At 54.7% G+C, this 17,810-nt stretch carries 17 protein-coding genes; 10 read left to right on the top strand and 7 right to left on the bottom strand.

Going from position 1 to position 17,810, the window contains the following annotated elements:
* The first annotated feature begins 20 nt into the window (after positions 1-20).
* From lptF to rsmA, 6 genes are all read left to right on the top strand, one after another.
* Positions 21-1,205: an LPS export ABC transporter permease LptF gene (lptF, locus tag E6C51_RS06445; protein WP_146928598.1), complete on the top strand. Its 1,185-nt coding sequence runs from the start codon at positions 21-23 to the stop codon at positions 1,203-1,205.
* Positions 1,202-2,284, top strand: a complete 1,083-nt coding sequence (gene lptG / locus E6C51_RS06450) for an LPS export ABC transporter permease LptG (RefSeq protein ID WP_146928596.1) — start codon at positions 1,202-1,204, stop codon at positions 2,282-2,284. Before lptF ends, lptG begins: the two co-directional genes overlap by 4 nt.
* On the top strand, positions 2,284-4,623 hold the full coding sequence (locus E6C51_RS06455; RefSeq protein WP_190235382.1) for an LPS-assembly protein LptD: 2,340 nt from the start codon (positions 2,284-2,286) through the stop codon (positions 4,621-4,623). The genes lptG and E6C51_RS06455 overlap by 1 nt, the downstream gene beginning before the upstream one ends.
* Positions 4,624-4,847: 224 nt before the next feature.
* A complete protein-coding gene (locus E6C51_RS06460; protein ID WP_146931075.1) occupies positions 4,848-5,798 on the top strand; it encodes a SurA N-terminal domain-containing protein in 951 nt (316 codons plus the stop codon).
* Positions 5,799-5,809: 11 nt separating this feature from the next.
* A complete protein-coding gene (gene pdxA, locus E6C51_RS06465) occupies positions 5,810-6,841 on the top strand; it encodes a 4-hydroxythreonine-4-phosphate dehydrogenase PdxA (RefSeq protein WP_190235383.1) in 1,032 nt (343 codons plus the stop codon).
* A complete protein-coding gene (rsmA, locus tag E6C51_RS06470; protein WP_190235384.1) occupies positions 6,841-7,668 on the top strand; it encodes a 16S rRNA (adenine(1518)-N(6)/adenine(1519)-N(6))-dimethyltransferase RsmA in 828 nt (275 codons plus the stop codon). The genes pdxA and rsmA overlap by 1 nt, the downstream gene beginning before the upstream one ends.
* Before the next feature lie 67 nt (positions 7,669-7,735).
* On the opposite strand, the gene gmk is transcribed toward rsmA, so the two are convergent.
* The 7 genes from gmk to fabD form a co-directional block, all read right to left on the bottom strand.
* A complete protein-coding gene (gene gmk / locus E6C51_RS06475) occupies positions 7,736-8,398 on the bottom strand; it encodes a guanylate kinase (protein WP_146928584.1) in 663 nt (220 codons plus the stop codon).
* Positions 8,399-8,403: 5 nt separating this feature from the next.
* Positions 8,404-9,294 carry a YicC/YloC family endoribonuclease gene (locus E6C51_RS06480; protein WP_146928581.1) on the bottom strand — a complete coding sequence of 297 codons (891 nt, stop codon included), beginning with the start codon at positions 9,292-9,294 and terminating at the stop codon, positions 8,404-8,406.
* Positions 9,295-9,325: 31 nt separating this feature from the next.
* Entirely contained in the window at positions 9,326-10,480 is a 1,155-nt protein-coding gene (gene mltG, locus E6C51_RS06485; protein ID WP_230987097.1) for an endolytic transglycosylase MltG, read from the bottom strand.
* Between the two features lie 196 nt (positions 10,481-10,676).
* On the bottom strand, positions 10,677-11,939 hold the full coding sequence (fabF, locus tag E6C51_RS06490; RefSeq protein ID WP_146931072.1) for a beta-ketoacyl-ACP synthase II: 1,263 nt from the start codon (positions 11,937-11,939) through the stop codon (positions 10,677-10,679).
* Positions 11,940-12,136: 197 nt separating this feature from the next.
* On the bottom strand, positions 12,137-12,373 hold the full coding sequence (locus E6C51_RS06495) for an acyl carrier protein (RefSeq protein WP_075641075.1): 237 nt from the start codon (positions 12,371-12,373) through the stop codon (positions 12,137-12,139).
* Between the two features lie 279 nt (positions 12,374-12,652).
* Entirely contained in the window at positions 12,653-13,390 is a 738-nt protein-coding gene (gene fabG, locus E6C51_RS06500) for a 3-oxoacyl-[acyl-carrier-protein] reductase (RefSeq protein WP_190235386.1), read from the bottom strand.
* A gap of 27 nt (positions 13,391-13,417) precedes the next feature.
* Positions 13,418-14,362 carry an ACP S-malonyltransferase gene (gene fabD / locus E6C51_RS06505; protein ID WP_146928573.1) on the bottom strand — a complete coding sequence of 315 codons (945 nt, stop codon included), beginning with the start codon at positions 14,360-14,362 and terminating at the stop codon, positions 13,418-13,420.
* A 209-nt stretch (positions 14,363-14,571) separates the two neighbouring features.
* On the opposite strand from fabD, the gene E6C51_RS06510 reads away from it, so the two are divergent.
* The 4 genes from E6C51_RS06510 (at position 14,572) to rpsR (ending at position 17,726) form a co-directional block, all read left to right on the top strand.
* Positions 14,572-15,615: an aldo/keto reductase gene (locus E6C51_RS06510; protein WP_190235387.1), complete on the top strand. Its 1,044-nt coding sequence runs from the start codon at positions 14,572-14,574 to the stop codon at positions 15,613-15,615.
* Between the two features lie 189 nt (positions 15,616-15,804).
* On the top strand, positions 15,805-16,728 hold the full coding sequence (locus E6C51_RS06515; protein WP_190235388.1) for an RTX toxin: 924 nt from the start codon (positions 15,805-15,807) through the stop codon (positions 16,726-16,728).
* A 292-nt stretch (positions 16,729-17,020) separates the two neighbouring features.
* Positions 17,021-17,461: a 30S ribosomal protein S6 gene (gene rpsF / locus E6C51_RS06520; RefSeq protein ID WP_146928565.1), complete on the top strand. Its 441-nt coding sequence runs from the start codon at positions 17,021-17,023 to the stop codon at positions 17,459-17,461.
* A 13-nt stretch (positions 17,462-17,474) separates the two neighbouring features.
* Positions 17,475-17,726, top strand: a complete 252-nt coding sequence (gene rpsR / locus E6C51_RS06525; protein ID WP_146928562.1) for a 30S ribosomal protein S18 — start codon at positions 17,475-17,477, stop codon at positions 17,724-17,726.
* Positions 17,727-17,810 lie beyond the last annotated feature (84 nt).

The raw sequence follows: 17,810 nt of genomic DNA on the forward strand, positions 1-17,810 counted from the left end.
GGCCACAAGCAGGGTCGGGCATGAAGCTTTTAGAAAAATATATACTGCGGCGTGTCGCGCAAATGTTCCTGACAGCGTTGCTGCCGGTGCTTGCGATTATCTGGACAACGCAGGTTCTGGCGCGCATTAATCTTGTCACCGATACGGGGCAATCCATCGGTGCCTTTGCCCAGCTGGCAACGCTCATTCTGCCGACAATCATTCCCGTCGTCATGCCCTTTGCGCTGGTGATCGGCATCACCCAAAGCCTCACTGCGATGAACAATGATTCGGAGCTGCCGGTCATTGATGCCGCAGGCGCTTCGCGCTCCGTCATCCTTCGGCCGATTCTGTTGTTTGCGCTGGCCATCAGCCTGGTGACGCTCTACATCACCAATGATGTGCAGCCCAAGGTCAAGGCCGCAGCGCGCGACATGATCGCCAATGCCTACGCCGATCTGCTCTCTACCGTGATTGAAGAGAAAACCTTCCGCAAAGTTGAAGACGGTCTTTATGTGCAGATTTCACAGCGTCTGGCTGGGCGGGTTCTCAAAGGCCTGTTCGTTGCCGATTATCGTGACCCGAACTACACGCTGATTTACTATGCCCGCGAAGGAGCCGTGGATAAAACCGGCACGGCCCTCATCATGCATGACGGCGAAGTGCAGCGCAAAGCGCCCGGCGAAAACGTCTCTATCGTCCATTTCGATTCTTACGCCTTTGACCTCTCTGATCTGACAGAAGCGCGCGGCAAGGCATCCATGCGCCCGAGCGACCGCAGCCTCAGCTTTCTGCTCAACCCGGACAAAAACGACCCCGATTATCAGGCGCGTCCCGGAGCCTATACGGCGGAGCTGCACAAGCGCATGACGGAATGGCTTTTGCCGTTTACCTTTGCGCTGATTTCTCTGGTGATTGCTGGCGATGCGAAATCACACCGCGAAGCGCGGCTGCATCCAATGGTCTCGGCGCTGGTGATCGCCCTTCTGTTGAGATGGCTTGCCTTCTATGCCGCCAACAAGGTGGAGAACAACAGCGCCTACGTGTACCTGATGTATGCAACGCCGCTGCTCAGCGGGGCGATTGCGGCGGTGATGCTGTTTCGCCAAAAACAGGCGCGCAGACGCTCAAAGCTACAGCACGCCCTTGATACTGTCCTTGCATCGATCCAGGCGCGTATTGCGGATCTGCGCGGCAAAGGTTCCGGACATGGGGGCGGCGCATGATACTTGGTACACTCAGCCGCTATTTCCTCAAGCGCTACGCCATCACGGTCTTCTGGTTCCTCATCGGTGTGGCTGCCATCATCTTTCTGATCGACTTCAGTGAGGTCAGCGGCCGCTATTCCGATGCCAAAGGCTCATCTCTGCTCGGCGTAATGCTGCTCACCTTGATGCGTTTGCCATTGATCTTGCAGCAGACAATTCCGTTTATTGCGCTGTTTGCCGGCATGACGGCGCTGATTGCGCTCAATCGCCGCTCAGAGCTGGTGATTGCGCGCGCGGCTGGCATTTCTGTCTGGCAATTCATGTTCCCGTTTTTGCTCGGCGCTTTTTTGCTGGGCGTCGGCAGTTCCGTGATTCTCAACCCCCTTGCTGCCATTGGCCAGCAACTGGCTCTGTCGCAGGAAGCCAAGTGGGGCGATTCGGGCAGCATGAGCAATAATGAGGTTCCATGGATCCGCCAGATCACCGGCAAGGACGACACAATCATTGGTGCATCCTCCGTTCTCGAAAAAGGGACACTTCTTACCCAACCGGTGTTTATCCACTTTGACAGCGACGGTCGGATCGCCTATCGACAGGATGCTTCCACAGCGAAGTTGCAAGATGGTTACTGGGTGCTTAATGATGTTATTGAGACTCGCCCGGGTCAAAAGCCTCTGGATCTCGCATCGGTGAAAGTTCGTACCAATTTGAAGCAGGAGTTTTTACAAGAGCGTCTCGCACAGCCTGATACTGTTGCTTTTTATGATCTTTCTAACAAAATAGCAGTGGCGCATTCCTTTGGCATATCGACGAAAAGGTTGGAAACCCAGTTCCATTCACTGATTTCCATGCCCTTCCTTCTCGTTGCAATGACATTGATTGCCGCAACTGTTTCTCTCAAATTCAGTCGTTTCAACCAGTCACGAACCGTGATTCTGGGTGGAATCATTTCAGGCTTCGTGCTTTATGTGACAACAGTGCTTGTAAAGGCGTTCGGAAGCAGTGGTGTGGTTCCGCCATTCGTCGCAACCTGGTCTCCAGTGATTGTGGCAATGGCATTGGGTGCGACAATTCTGCTTCATCAGGAGGATGGTTAGTGGCGGCAAGTGACCGCGGAAGCGTTAATAGGCTTTTAGCAGCCCTTTTGGCAGGCGTCGCTCTGAGTGCCTATGTTGCTCCTGTTGGAGATGCATACGCGCAGGAAAAGACCAGCCGGGGCGCTTTGACGCCGAAGGTTCCCGACGATGCGAAGCTGATGCTCGCAGCGAACGAACTCGTGTACAATAAGGACGCCCAAAAGGTCACCGCCGTTGGCGGCGTCCAGATAAACTATGCTGGTTACCAGATGGTTGCCCGCCGCATTGTCTATGATCAAAAGTCCGGCCGCCTGATGGCCTATGACAATATTGAATTGATCGAGCCAGGCGGAAACCGGATCTATGCTGACAAGCTGGATGTGACCGATGACTTCGGCAGTGGTTTTGTCGATAGTCTTCGCATTGAGACACCAGACAATACCCGTATGGCCGCCGTTTCGGGTGAGCGTGTCAACAGCGATGAGATGATCCTGAACAAGGGTGTCTACACCGCCTGTCTGCCCTGCGCCGAAAAAAACCGTGCGCCGATTTGGCAAATCAAGGCCGAGCGCGTTATCCAGAACGGCAAGACTCATACAATCCGTCTGGAAAAGGCCCGCTTCCAACTGTTTGGCCATTCCATCGCGATGATTCCGGCAATGACCGTGCCAGACAACACGGTGAAGCGGAAGTCAGGCTTCCTGTTCCCACAGTTTAGCACAACGCAAAACCTCGGAGTTGGGGTTATTGTTCCCTATTATTGGGCAATTTCTCCCCAAACTGACGCAACGGTCAAGCTGGGTGGCTATTCCAATCAGGGCGTGCTGCTGGACACCGAAGTGCGGCATCAGTTCGAAGACGGGCTTGCCACTGTGCGCTTTGCCGGCATCGATCAGATGAACAAGGAAGCCTTCAATGCGGGAAGCTCCGATTCCAAGAAGAGCTTTCGTGGCATGGTCGGCTCAACCGGCGCGTTCACGATCAATCCCCGCTGGGCATTCGGTTGGAATGTCATGGCACAGACCGACAATAATTTCTCGCGGACCTACAATTTGCAAGGTTTCAACGAGAGCACCCATACCAATCAGGTCTATCTGAGCGGTCGGGGCGATCGTAATTCCTTCGACATGCGCGCCTACTATTTTGATGTTCAGGATGCTGACAACAACAATGTGGCAGAGCGCAAGCAGCCGATCGTCACGCCCACCATTGACTACAGCTATTATGCGCCAGAGCCCTTCATGGGCGGTGAGCTTTCGGCGGTTGTCAATTTCACGGCATTGTCGCGCTATAACAACGACTTCTTCAACGTCACCTCCACCTCCCCCATCAAGTATCAGGGGCTGAAGGGCAACGTTAGCCGCTTGACCACGGAAGTTGAGTGGAAGCGGACATTTGACACGTCGCAAGGCCTGTTGCTTACACCGATCCTCGCGGCTCGCGGCGACGTGTTTGGCAACAACATGAACAGCCCTGCCGGTTATACGGGCAATTACGACGACAGCACCGGTATTGCCCGCTCCATGGTCACAGCAGGGTTGGAAGTGCGTTATCCCTGGCTGCTGACCACACCGAACAGCAACAGCGTGCTTGAACCTATTGCGCAAATTTTTGTTCGCCCTGACGAGCAGGACGCTGGCAGACTGCCAAATGAAGATGCGCAAAGCTTTGTGTTCAACGCGACAAATCTGTTCTCGCGTGACAAATTCTCCGGCTTTGACCGGGTTGAAGGCGGCACGCGCGCCAACATCGGCTTGCGTTACACCGGCTCACTCGACAGCGGCTACACGCTTCGCAGCATCTTTGGTCAGTCCTATCAGCTTGCAGGTCAGAACTCGTTTGCCTCAAGCGATCTGGTCTATGCTGGCAATGAATCAGGCCTCGAAAACACCGTGTCCGACTATGTCGGTATGGTCGGTGTTGATATGCCCTTCGGCTTAACCACCGCCATCAATGCACGAATCGACCGCAGCTCATTTGAACTCAAGAGAACGGATACGTCTGTCGGTTACCAAAACGATCGATTGCAAACAAATTTCGTGTATAGCCAGATCGCGGCTCAGCCAAACTATGGTTATAACTACGAGCGGCAAGAGATCCAGAACACGACGCAGGTCAAGGTTGACGATTACTGGTCGGTGTTTGGTGCCAGCTATTGGGATTTGAAGAAGGATCGACTTGATCGCTACGGCGTTGGTGTTTCCTATACGGACGAATGCACCGTCTTCTCTATCGTGTACAAACGCAAGAGCAACGAAACATCAACCGCTGCTAACGATTGGTCGATCGGCGCACGCCTGACATTCCGCACACTTGGCGACATCGGCGTGGGCAATCTTGATCCAACCAGCACCGACTGATCGATGCGCGATGATCAATGACCACCCTGCGCCTGCGCGGGGTGGTGGATTTCATGCAAGACAGCGCTTCAGCAGTCTACTGCAGCTTTCCTTAAGTTGATTTCGATTTAAGGAATTATACAGTAGCCATTGTTTTGCCGCACCGTTTGTGCAAACGATCCTGCTTAAATGCAGGTATAGGACGGCACCACAGGAATGATGTGGTGCGGGAAAGGGACATGTTAATGACCTTCGGCAGCAAGATTTTGCGAGTGGCTCTGGTGAGCACAGTCGCCCTGGTGAGCGTGGCAAGCCTCACGCCGAATATGTTTATAAGCACAGCTCATGCCGCAACCGATGTGGCCATTGTGGTGAACAGGGTCGCGATCACCAATACGGACATTGCACGCCGTGTCGCTTTCTTGAAGCTTCGCCATGAAAAGGGCGATCTGAACAAGATGGCAAAAGAAGAGATGATCGACGAGCAGCTCAAACGCCAGGAAGTGGCACGAGTTGGCATGTCGGTGAGCGTCGCCGAAGTTGATGCTGCCTTTGCCCGTTTCTCGGCGTCCAACAAGCTGACACCAGCCCAAATGACCCAGATTCTCGATAAGGCAGGCGTCGGCGCTGAGCATTTTAAATCCTACATCGCCGTGCAAATGAGCTGGCCGCGTCTGGTCAATGCCCGCTACTCCTCCAGAGACAAGCTCACCAATCAGGAAATGGTCACGCGCCTGCTGGAGAACAAGCAAAAACCGCAGACAACCGAATACGCATTGAAGCAGGTGATCTTCGTTGTTCCGGCGAATAAGCGAAATGCTATTTTGGCCAAGCGCAAAGCCGAAGCTGAGGCCTCGCGGTCGAAATTCCCCGGTTGCGATCAGGCGATGGACTTTGCCCGCAATTATCTTGATGTGTCGATTCGCGATCTTGGTCGGGTGTTGCAGCCAGAATTGCCAACCGAATGGAAGCCTTTGATTGAAGGCGCCAAGGGCAATACCACCGGCACGCTGGTGACAGAGCGCGGCGTCGAATATGTCGCCATTTGCAGCCGCAAGCAGGTATCAGACGATCTGGCCGCCCAGGCTGTGTTCCGCGCTGAAGATCTCGGCAAGCAGGACAAGACCAAGGAAGATCCGAACTCTGCGAAATATCTTGCGGATCTTCGCTCCAAGGCCCAGATTATTTATCCGTGAGTGCAAAATACATGTTAGCTCTTTCCGAGAACACACCCATTGCGCTCACTCAAGGTGACCCGGCTGGTATCGGTCCAGACATCAGCCTCGTCTCATGGGCAAAACGCAAAGAGGCTGGTATTCCCGCTTTTGTGTTTCTCGGAGATCCTGCCGTGTTGCGCTCACGCGCGCTCAGTCTTGGGTTGAATATTCCTTTCAAGGAATGCACACCCGATGAGGCGGTCGAGGTGTTTCCCGATGCTTTTCCCGTTTTCCCGATCCATGCTGGCATAGACGTTGTGGCAGGCCAACCGCATATGGCCACCGCGCGTGGAACAATCAGTGCGATTGATACTGCTGTGTCTCTTTGCTTTGACGGCAAAGTTCGAGCAATTGTTACCAACCCCATTGCCAAATCCGTGCTTTACGAAGCTGGCTTTGGCTTTCCCGGCCACACAGAGTTTCTGGCAGCTTTGTCTGAGAAGGCAACGGGACAGGCTGTGCTGCCTGTGATGATGCTGGCTGGGCCAAAGCTGCGGGCTGTGCCAGTAACCATTCATATTCCGCTCCGAACTGTCGCAGATGCGCTAACGGAAGACCTCATTCTCAAGACATGCCGTATTGTTCATGCCGATATGCGCGATAAATTCGGACTGGACGCGCCTCGGCTGGCCATTGCCGGGCTTAATCCCCATGCTGGCGAAAACGGCGCGCTTGGCCATGAAGACGATGCGATCATCGCTCCTGCGATCTCGAAGCTGCGGGCCGAGGGCATTGATGCATTTGGTCCGCTGTCCGCCGACACGATGTTCCATGAAGAAGCGCGCCGCCGCTATGATGTGGCCATCTGCATGTATCATGATCAGGCCTTGATTCCGCTCAAAGCCCTCGATTTTGACGAAGCCGTCAACGTTACACTTGGCCTGCCCTTTATTCGCACCTCTCCCGATCACGGAACGGCGTTTGGCATTGCGGGCCACGGTATTGCCAGAGAGACAAGCCTTGTGGCCGCCTTGAAGCTCGCCGATACAATCAGCCTCGCGCGCGCGCAGGTTATCTGCTGATGGCTGCATTGGATGGCCTACCGCCCCTGAGGGATGTTATTCAGCGCCACGGGCTGGATGCTAAAAAGGCATTGGGGCAGAATTTCCTGCTCGATCTCAACATCACCCAAAAGGTGGCACGCACCGCAGGTGACCTCACCAACGCCACTGTGTTTGAAGTTGGACCGGGCCCGGGCGGCTTAACCCGTGCGCTTTTGGCGCTTGGCGCAAAAAAAGTGATTGCTGTTGAGCGTGACAGTCGGTGCTTGCCAGCGCTGGCAGAGGTCGCTGATCACTATCCCGGCCGGCTAGAGGTGATCGAGGGTGACGCCCTCAAGGTGGATTTTGAAGCGATTGCCCCTGAAGGCCCGATCAAAATCGTCGCCAACCTGCCCTATAACGTCGGAACGCAATTGCTGGTCAATTGGCTGACGCCACGGCAATGGCCGCCCTTTTGGCAGTCCATGACGTTGATGTTTCAAAAGGAAGTCGGTGAGCGCATTGTTGCGCAAGCGGATGACGACCACTATGGCCGTCTGGGCGTGCTCTGTGGCTGGCTGACGCAGGCGCATATGGCCTTCGATTTATCACCGCAAGCCTTCACGCCACCGCCCAAGGTGACCTCAACCGTGGTGCATCTCACCCCACGGCCAGAGCCCCTGCCCTGTGATCTCGCTAAATTGGAAAAAGTAACGCAAACGGCCTTCGGCCAACGCCGGAAAATGCTGCGCGCCAGCTTGAAGCCGATTGGCGGCGAAGCGCTTCTCAATCGCGCTGACATTGATCCAGCCCGCCGCGCAGAAACGCTTTCAGTCGAAGAATTTTGCCGAATTGCCAATCTGATCTGATAGAGGCACAACGGTTCTTCACCACCACAGACTTTATAAGTTTGTGGTGGTGTTCAATTTTTGACTTTTAGAGGTTTGGAACCTCTGTCACCAATTCCTGCACAAAATCAAACATGCCGTGGCGGCGATCGCGCCGAAGGCGTTCGGCCTTGACGATGGATTGAACGGCATCGAAGGCGGCGTTCAGGTCGTCATTGACAATCACATAGTCATATTCGCGCCAATGCTCAATTTCCGCGCGGGAATTGTTCAGGCGGGTCTGGATCACCTCTTCCGAATCTTCCGCGCGGCGATGCAGACGCGATTGCAGCTCGGTCATGGTCGGCGGCAAAATGAAGATGGAGACCACGTCTGCGGCCATCTTCTCCTGAAGCTGCTGTGCGCCCTGCCAATCGATATCAAACAGCATATCGCGGCCTTCGGACATCGCCACTTCAACCGGCTCGCGCGGCGTGCCATAGAAATTGCCGTGTACCTCGGCCCATTCCAGCAATGCATCGGAGGCGCGAAGCCGCTCAAATTCGCGCTGCGAAATGAAATGATAATGCACACCCTCGATTTCGCTGGGGCGACGGGCGCGGGTGGTGACGCTGACGGACATGCCGATTTGCTTGTCAATATCCATCAGCGTACGCGCGATGGTAGACTTACCAGCCCCCGAAGGTGAGGAAATCACCAGCATAAGGCCACGCCTTGCAATGGAAACGCGCTGAGACGTTATGGTGGACATGGGCCCTACTCCAAATTCTGGACTTGCTCACGAAACTGATCAATGACCACTTTCAATTCTATGCCTGCGGCCGTCACGGCGGCCGCATTGGATTTAGAACAAATTGTATTCGATTCGCGATTAAATTCCTGAGCCAGAAAATCGAGCTTGCGTCCAACCGGCACATGGCCCGCCAAAAGCTGCCGTGCGGCACTGACATGTGCTTTCAACCGATCAATTTCTTCACGCAAATCGGCCTTGGTCGCCAACAGCGCTGCCTCGGCATACAGACGATCTTTATCCAGAGTTGGCGCAGAGGCCATCAAAGCGGCCACCTGGCTCGTGAGCTTCTTGAGGATCTCGTCGGTGCCCCGTGACGGATCTTGTTCGACGGTCAGTGTGAGCTGTTCAATTTTGCTCACCTGATCAAGAAGCACGGCCTTCAGCGCCGCTCCTTCGCGCTGGCGCATCTCCGTCAGTTGGGCAGTGGTTTCTTCAAGACCGGCCATAATGGCCTGCTGGCGCGCTTTGATCGCGTCTGCGTCATCTTCAACTTCGCGAAAATCAACCAGACCCCGGATGGAGAGCAATCCATCCAAAGACAAGGGACTGTTATCAACCACGTCGGTGCCTAAGCGCTTGCGAAGCGCAAGGACAGCATTGAGCGCATCTTCATTGACCACGGCCTCCATGCGATTATCACTGGTGGACAAAGACAATGCGACCTGAAGATTACCACGGGAGATATGCCGCCCAATCACGCCTTTGACGTCGCTTTCCAGACCTTCCAGGCCCTGCGGCAGCCGCAATCGGATATCAAGGCCCTTGCCATTGACGGAGCGTATCTCCCACGTCCAACGATAGCGGCCACAAGAGCCTTCGTTACGAGCAAAACCTGTCATGGATTGCAACGTCATAAGATACCTTCCATTTTCGCAGGCTGCGAAATTACTTCTTTTTCACCGGCTTGGGAACCGTTGTTGGATCGACCTCCGGTTGCCCATCCACACTTTCTGCTGGATCAGCGCCCCGCTCGGCCTCAAGTTTGCGCCAATTTCTGACATTGGCATTATGCTCATCCAGTGTCGCGGCAAAAGCATGCCCGCCGGTACCATCGGCTACAAAATAGAGATCCTTGGTGCGCCAGGGATTGGCAACAGCCTCCAGCGCCGCCCTGCCGGGATTGGCAATCGGGCCTTGAGGCAATCCTTTGATAATATAGGTGTTGTAGGGCGTCTCTTTTTTAAGGTCCGATTGATAGATCGGGCGATCCGACGGCTTGCCCTCGCCACCAAACAGGCCATAAACAATGGTCGGATCCGATTGCAACCGCATACCCTTTTGCAGGCGGTTCAAAAACACCGAAGCTACATGGGCGCGCTCGTCATCCTTGCCGGTTTCTTTTTCGACAATAGACGCCAGTGTCACAAATTGCTCTTTGGTCTTGATAAACAGATCCGGTGAGCGCTTTTCCCAAATCTGGTCCACCAGCTTTTTCTGCGCGTCCAGCATCTGGTCAACAATTTCCTGACGCTTGGTGCCGCGTGAAAATTTGTACGTGTCAGGGCGCAAGCTCCCCTCGGCGGGCAATGTCTTCGGCAAATCACCTTCCAGCACCGGATCGGCAGCAAGCCGGTCAAACACTTGTTTGACGGTCAGGCCTTCGGGCATGGTGAACGAGTAGAGAATAGATTTCCCTGAGCGCAAGAGCTCGAGAATATCGCTCATCGAGGCTCCCGCCTTGATTTCATATTCACCCGCCTTCAGCGTATCACCGTCGTTGAGATAGGTCTTGCTCATCAGGCGAAAAATGCGCGCGTCAGAAATCAAACCGTTGCGCTCAAGATTGGTGGCGATTTCAGATGAGCCAGCACCATTGCGCACCATGAAATTGGCGTTGGTCGTCGAAGGCCCGGGTTCGTGGAAGACGGAAAAAGCGTAGTAAAATCCGGCAATCGCAAGAACGCAGGTGAAAACGGCCAAGCTCATCAAAAAGTTCAGAAAAATCACGAACTGACTACGAGCACGACGGGAACGCTGCGGAAATTGCGGTACGCGCTCAGGTCTGGGGGGCTCCGAGGGTGTTCTCGCAACCTGTGTCACAGTTCGGGATGGCTCTTCACCGCTCTTGCCGGTGGTTTCTTCATCGACGCGTTCGCTCACCGTCACTCCTCTTCGATTCAGTTCCGCCGCTTGTGGGCAAACATTGCGGCAAAAAACGGGTCCGCTGCGAGTGTGGCGGGGTGATCAACAGGATCAAAGGCACATTTGAACACATCAAATGCGCCCTCTTGTCCTTTTATCCTTCAAAGCGCCGCAGAACCAGCGAAGCATTGGTACCGCCAAATCCAAAGGAATTGGACAGGGCAACACGAACATCACGCTTGCGGGCTTTATGCGGCACAAGATCAATCGCGGTTTCCACGTCAGGATTATCAAGGTTCAGCGTCGGCGGCACAATGCCATCACGAATGGCAAGAGCCGAGAAAATGGCCTCCACGGCCCCGGCCGCACCCAGCAAATGGCCAATGGCCGATTTGGTGGACGACATCGAGACATTGGGAGCATGATCGCCCAACAGGCGCTCGACTGCACCAAGCTCAATGGTGTCGGCCATGGTCGAAGTGCCATGGGAATTGATGTAATCAATATCAGATGCCGCAAGGCCAGCACGCTTCAAGGCCATCGTCATGCAGCGATAGGCACCATCACCATCCTCGGAAGGTGCGGTGATGTGGAATGCATCACCAGACATGCCGTAGCCAACCACTTCGGCATAAATCTTGGCTCCACGCGCAAGCGCATGATCCAGCTCTTCCAGAACCACGATGCCAGCGCCCTCGCCCATCACGAAACCATCACGGTCGCGGTCATAAGGGCGCGATGCCTTCTGCGGCTCATCGTTGCGATCGGTGGACAAAGCCTTGCACGCCGCAAAACCAGCCAGAGAAATCCGGCTGATCGGCGATTCTGCGCCACCAGCCACCATAACATCGGCATCGCCAAGCGCGATCATGCGGGCAGCATCGCCAATCGCATGCGCACCGGTTGAGCAGGCTGTGACCACCGAGTGATTGGGGCCGCGCAATTTATGGCGAATAGACACATGGCCCGAGGCCAGATTGATCAAACGTCCGGGAATAAAAAAGGGTGAAATACGGCGAGGCCCCTTGTCGCGCAGCGTGTAGCCAGCTTCGACAATGCCTTCAATGCCACCAATGCCGGAACCGATCAGCACGCCTGTGGTGTCTTGATCTTCTCTGCTTTCCGGCTTCCAGCCAGAATCAGCCATGGCCATATCAGCGGCAGCAAGAGCATAGACAATGAAGGGATCAACTTTGCGCTGCTCTTTCGGCTCCACCCAGTCGTCCGCATTGAACGTACCATTGGTGCCGTCACCAAACGGGATTCTGCATGCAATCTTTGCTGGAAGATCTTCAACGTCAAATTCGGTTACGCGCTTTGCGGCATTTTCGCCTGCCAAAAGCCGCGACCACGTCACTTCTGTACCACAGCCAAGAGGAGATACCATGCCGGTACCGGTGATAACGACACGTCTTATTTGCACGTTCACCCCACTCATAAAGTCAGATGCGGCTGCACGAGAAAAGCCCAGCGACAGCAACGTCGGGAGCCATGCAGCAGATTAATATTCTACAACATCGACACCGCAGCCTCGAAGACTGCGTACTGCAAACATAAGAAAGACAAGGCGTCTGGAGCAGGTTTGAACCCGCTCCAGACCGGCCGATCAAAAGATCAGGCCTGAGCCTTTTCGATAAACTTCACAGCATCACCAACGGTGAGGATGGAGTCAGCAGCGTCGTCAGGAATTTCAACGCCGAATTCTTCTTCGAATGCCATGACGAGTTCGACGGTGTCGAGCGAATCTGCGCCCAGATCATCGATAAAGCTTGCGCCTTCAACAACCTTTTCGGCTTCAACGCCCAGATGATCAATAACAATTTTCTTTACGCGTTCTGCGATATCGCTCATGTCGGTTTCCTCGACCTCTATCATAACAAGAAAGCCAGTGTGACTTTCCTACCCTGTGTTATACCAGTGAGCACCAAACCCGCTGGCAATTCCGTCGAACCTGTTTTGCACAAGTTCTGCCCATATCAACGGCTTGGCATGGCCATCCGTTGCCTATCTAACTGCTCACAGTCCCCGCCCGATTAACACGGTTTAAAGCCGCCGGAAAGCCTGAAAATTCAAGACTTCCTTTTGTTCCTCAACCAATTGCACTGGCAAACGCGCGGGCAGGAACGATCCTTAGATCATGGCCATGCCGCCATTGACGTGCAATGTCTGCCCCGTGACATACGAGCTTTCCGAAGAGGCAAGATAGAGCACTGACGAGGCAATTTCAGCCCCTGTTCCCATCCGCTTCATGGGAATTGCGCCCATGATGCCTTCTTTTTGCTTTTCGTTCAGCTTATCCGTCATTGCGCTTTCAATAAAGCCCGGGGCAACGCAGTTCACTGTTACGTTGCGTGGCGCAATTTCCTGGGCCAATGCCTTGGTAAAGCCGATCATACCGGCCTTGGACGCGCAATAGTTCACCTGACCCGCATTGCCCGTGACACCAACTACCGAAGTAATGTTGATGATGCGGCCATAGCGGCGGCGCATCATCGGATGGGTCAGTTCCTTGGTCAAAGCGAAAACGGCGCTGAGGTTAACCTCCAGAACGCTATCCCAATCGGCATCCGACATGCGAACAAACAGGCCGTCCTTGGTGATACCGGCATTGTTGACCAGAATGTCCACACCTTCAAGCTCGGCTTCGGCCTTTGCACCCAAAGCCTTGACAGCTTCACGGTCCGACAGGTTGGCCGGGAAAATCTTCACCCGCTCACCAAGATCAGCGGCCAGCGCTTCCAGCTTTTCAACGCGGGTACCATGCAGACCAACGATTGCGCCCTGCGCGTGAAGAAGGCGCGCAATTTCCTCGCCGATTCCGCCGGTGGCACCTGTGATCAATGCCTTGCGGCCGGTCAAATCAAACATCGTTTTAATCCTTGTGCAAAGTGCCGATCAGGCCAAAAGCGCCGTCAGGGCTGCCTCGATATCAGCGGGAGAGTTCACCGCCGTACCCGTGATATTTTTATCAATCCGCCGCACCAGCCCGGTCAAAACCTTGCCTGCGCCGACCTCATAAAGCACGGAAACAGCATTGGTGCCAAACCATTCCACCGTTTCGCGCCAGCGCACCTGGCCGGTGACCTGTTCCACCAGAAGGCTGCGAATTTCATCGGCATCACTGACGGGGGCTGCGCGCACATTGGCAATCAAAGGCACGATCGGGTTTTTCATCGCCACCGATGCCAGCGCATTGCGCATTTCTTCGGCAGCCGGTGCCATCAATGTGGAGTGGAAGGGAGCCGATACCGGCAGCAGGATCGCGCGCTTTGCGCCTTTTTCGGTGGCCAGTGCCGCCGCCTTTTCAACCGGAGCCTTTGCACCCGAAACCACCAGCTGGCCGCCGCCATTGTCATTGGCAATCTGCACCGGACCTTCGGCAGACGCGATCTGGCAGATGGCTTCCACGGCATCGTGCTCAAGGCCGATAATGGCCGCCATAGCGCCCACACCAACCGGAACAGCCGCCTGCATGGCATTGCCACGAATGCGCAACAGCTTTGCTGTATCGGCCAGCGAGAAGGTACCGGCGGCACAGAGCGCCGAATATTCGCCCAGCGAATGACCGGCAACATAGGAAACCTTATTGGTCAGCACAAAGCCGCGCTGTTCCATAACCCGCAAAACCGCCATCGACACAGCCATCAAGGCAGGCTGAGCATTTGCAGTCAGCGTCAATTCCTCGATAGACCCATCCCACATAATGGTGGAGAGTTTCTGATCAAGCGCTTCATCAACTTCCTCGAAAACAGCGCGCGCTTCCGGAAAGGCATCCGCGAGATCCTTGCCCATTCCAATGGTCTGACTGCCCTGGCCGGGAAAGGTAAATGCAACACCCATGAGGTACTCCGTTCAATTTTTTCTTCTCCAATTCACAAACTCGCCTTGAGAGTCAAGTCTTGGACGGCACATCGGCTGTTGCTAAAGGGGGCAGATACAAGCCGAAATATCGCGAAATTGCTCTTGCCCATGGTCAAATTCGGGCTACATTCCCGTTCATCCTCCCCACGCTCTTGTTTGAGCACACACAACACTTGAGATCTCCACCCATGAAATACAATACACTTGGCCGCACGGATATTTCCGTTTCCGACATATGCCTTGGCACCATGACCTGGGGCAGCCAGAACACCGAAGCAGAAGCCTTTGCGCAAATGGACTATGCCCTTGAAAAAGGTGTGAATTTCTTCGATACCGCCGAACTTTACCCCACCACGCCGCTCTCGGCTGAAACCTATACCGACACCGAGAAAATGATTGGCAACTGGTTTGAAAAAACCGGCAAGCGCAAAGATGTTGTGCTGGCCACCAAGGTGGCGGGTGCCGGGCGTCCCTATATCCGCGGCGGCGCTCCCATCAACGCCGACACCATTCGCGCGGCGGTGGATGCAAGCCTGCAAAGATTAAAAACCGATTATATTGATCTCTACCAGATTCATTGGCCCAATCGCGGCCATTACCACTTTCGTGGCGCATGGAATTATGATCCATCCCACCAGGATCGTGCTCTGGTCGTTGCTGAAATCACCGAAAAGCTGGAAGCGCTTCAGGATTGTGTGGCGGCTGGCAAAATCCGCGCCATTGGCCTCTCAAACGAAACCACGTGGGGCATTCAAAAATATCTGACCATTGCAGAGCAGAAGAATCTGCCACGCGTTGCCACCGTGCAAAACGAGTACAACCTTCTGTATCGCACCCACGATCTTGATATGGCCGAACTCTCGCACCACGAACAAGTGGGTCTGTTGGCCTATTCCCCGCTGGCGGGCGGCTTGCTGAGCGGCAAATATCTCGGCGGCGTCAAGCCGGAAGGTTCGCGCGGCGCAATCAACGGCAACATCGGTGGCCGCCTGACCCCCCATCAGGAGCCAGCAACCAAAGCCTATGTTGAGCTTGCCAAACAGCATGGACTGGATCCATCGCAACTCGCACTGGCGTTTTGCCGCACGCGTCCCTTCATGGCATCCGTTATCATTGGTGCCACATCAATGGATCAGCTGAAAACAGACATTGGTGCTGCCGATATCACCCTGTCCGATGAAGTTATGGCAGGCATTGCCGCCATTCACCGCCAATATCCAATGGCGATTTGAACCGACCAAACGTTGCCGGTGAGCCGTTTGAAACGACTCACCGGTTCGAATTGAAACAATCCTGCACACTGCATTTATTAAGTAATAACTGTGCTTTCAGGCGCGACTGAATTTTAAGAGCTCCTTATAGAGTATTGTGGCATGACGTTCGCAGAGGCGTCATGTGCGCGATTGTGATGTGAGGATGCGATGACATCAATCAACAGTTTTTACCGCGACCCGAATGCAGCCGCAAATGCCACCCGGCTGTTTTCGAATATCACAACACAAGCATCTCAGGCCAACCAAACCTTTCAAAGTCCTCTAACCGTCCAGAGTCCAAAGACTTCAGATGAGGACATGGGCTTCACGTCACGCCAAAGGGCCTTGGCGCGAATCATCGAAATTCTCTCTCTTGGCGACAGTGCCACAAAAGATCAGGCCAGTGTCAGCGAAAGCAATGGCTATATTACCAGCGCCAGCGGCACGCAGGGTGATGACACGCTGACCTTTACCGGTCGCGGTCTATATAATGTCGATACCGGAAACGGCGATGACAATGTGATTGCCAAAAGCGCCCTCATCGCCGGTGTCTCGCTGGGCGATGGCAAGGACAGCCTCAAAGCAAGCGGCGGCTTGATTGCCGATGTTGATGGCGGAGCGGGCAATGACGACATTCAACTGACCGGCTCGCTGATCATGAATGTCAGCGGCGGCGACGGCGATGACACCATCAAGGCCTCTGGCAAAGCGCTGATCGGCATTGATGGCGGCGATGGCAACGACACCATGTATCTCGAAGGTGCCCGCATTTTTGCCTCTGGTGGCAAAGGCAATGACACCGTGACCATTCATCAGACAGACAAAGCCAATGGCATTGCGGAATACGCCTTTGCGGCTGGCGATGGACAAGACACCATCGCCACAGACGGCCCGCTGTCGCTTCGCTTCAAAGGCTATAATGCCAGCGATCTGACTGTCAGCCGTGAGAAGGACAATCTCGTCATCACCATGAAAGGCTCTGATGACAAGATCACCGTGAGCCTGCGTGATGCGAATAACGCGGCCAATAACGCCCCTGCGCAGTATCAATTTGTCTCCGACAACGGGCAGACCGTTCTCAAGATTTCCTGAAACCGCGACGTCAGCAAGGCATTTTGAATATCTCTAGCCGCGCCCCTTGCTTTTCCTGGAGATCTGCGTATAAGCGCGCTGTTCACAACACCCGGTCTTTCGGCTGGTGGCTGAACGGAGGGCCGGCAAACTTGTTTTGCCGTCAGAAACGAAAAGCGTTTCGGCCTCCCGTGTCTCCGCTCTCGACCGTCTCGTACAAACGCTTTTCTTGCCGTGGTTCACCACTCAGGAGCAGTCGTTGGGGCTTAGCGCCGTACCGGGTGATGACAACCGCAAGAAAGGCAAAGCTATCATGGCTCTTTACGAACATGTATTCCTTGCCCGGCAGGATATGTCCGCACAGCAGGTTGATGCCCTCGTCGAACAGTACAAGGGTGTTATCGAAGCTCATGGCGGCAAAGTCGGGCGCGTAGAAAACTGGGGCCTCAAGTCCCTGACCTACCGCATCAACAAGAACCGTAAGGCGCATTATGCGCTGATGGACATCGAAGCAACAGGCGAAGCGATCCACGAAATGGAACGCCAGATGCGCATCAACGAAGACGTTCTTCGTTACATGACTGTTGCTGTTGAAGCCCACGAAGAAGGCCCATCTGCCATGATGCAGAAGCGCGACCGTGACGACCGTCCACGTCGCGATGGTGACCGTCCTGATCGTGGCGACCGCGGTGATCGCGCACCTCGCGAAGGCTTCGGTGATCGTCCGCGCCGTCCGCGCGAAGACCGTGCGTAAGGAGATTTGAACAATGGCTGATACATCTTCCTCTTCACAGGTTCGCCGTCCTTTCCATCGCCGTCGCAAGACGTGCCCTTTCTCCGGCGCAAATGCTCCGAAGATTGATTACAAGGACGTACGTCTTCTGCAGCGCTACATTTCTGAGCGCGGCAAGATCGTTCCTTCGCGTATCACAGCGGTTTCCCAGAAGAAGCAGCGCGAACTGGCCAAGGCCATCAAGCGCGCCCGCTTCCTCGGCCTGCTGCCATACGTTGTTGCATAATTTTGCAATCTGATGTTTCGGCTCCCGTTTGTTCGGGGGCCGTCTCCTTTTCACGATGGGCGTGAATCGGAACCCTGAAAAACC

The organism is Gillisella terrae (genome assembly GCF_004801395.1).
GTDB lineage: Bacteria > Pseudomonadota > Alphaproteobacteria > Rhizobiales > Rhizobiaceae > Allorhizobium > Allorhizobium terrae.

What these genes read in the sequence shown, in the direction of transcription:
- lptF (WP_146928598.1), top strand. Translation starts at nt 21, where the DNA reads ATGAAGCTTTTAGAAAAATATATACTGCGGCGTGTCGCGCAAATGTTC.
- lptG (WP_146928596.1), top strand. Translation starts at nt 1,202, where the DNA reads ATGATACTTGGTACACTCAGCCGCTATTTCCTCAAGCGCTACGCCATC.
- E6C51_RS06460 (WP_146931075.1), top strand. Translation starts at nt 4,848, where the DNA reads ATGACCTTCGGCAGCAAGATTTTGCGAGTGGCTCTGGTGAGCACAGTC.
- pdxA (WP_190235383.1), top strand. Translation starts at nt 5,810, where the DNA reads ATGTTAGCTCTTTCCGAGAACACACCCATTGCGCTCACTCAAGGTGAC.
- rsmA (WP_190235384.1), top strand. Translation starts at nt 6,841, where the DNA reads ATGGCTGCATTGGATGGCCTACCGCCCCTGAGGGATGTTATTCAGCGC.
- gmk (WP_146928584.1), bottom strand. Translation starts at nt 8,398, where the DNA reads ATGTCCACCATAACGTCTCAGCGCGTTTCCATTGCAAGGCGTGGCCTT.
- E6C51_RS06480 (WP_146928581.1), bottom strand. Translation starts at nt 9,294, where the DNA reads ATGACGTTGCAATCCATGACAGGTTTTGCTCGTAACGAAGGCTCTTGT.
- E6C51_RS06495 (WP_075641075.1), bottom strand. Translation starts at nt 12,373, where the DNA reads ATGAGCGATATCGCAGAACGCGTAAAGAAAATTGTTATTGATCATCTG.
- fabG (WP_190235386.1), bottom strand. Translation starts at nt 13,390, where the DNA reads ATGTTTGATTTGACCGGCCGCAAGGCATTGATCACAGGTGCCACCGGC.
- fabD (WP_146928573.1), bottom strand. Translation starts at nt 14,362, where the DNA reads ATGGGTGTTGCATTTACCTTTCCCGGCCAGGGCAGTCAGACCATTGGA.
- E6C51_RS06510 (WP_190235387.1), top strand. Translation starts at nt 14,572, where the DNA reads ATGAAATACAATACACTTGGCCGCACGGATATTTCCGTTTCCGACATA.
- E6C51_RS06515 (WP_190235388.1), top strand. Translation starts at nt 15,805, where the DNA reads ATGACATCAATCAACAGTTTTTACCGCGACCCGAATGCAGCCGCAAAT.
- rpsF (WP_146928565.1), top strand. Translation starts at nt 17,021, where the DNA reads ATGGCTCTTTACGAACATGTATTCCTTGCCCGGCAGGATATGTCCGCA.
- rpsR (WP_146928562.1), top strand. Translation starts at nt 17,475, where the DNA reads ATGGCTGATACATCTTCCTCTTCACAGGTTCGCCGTCCTTTCCATCGC.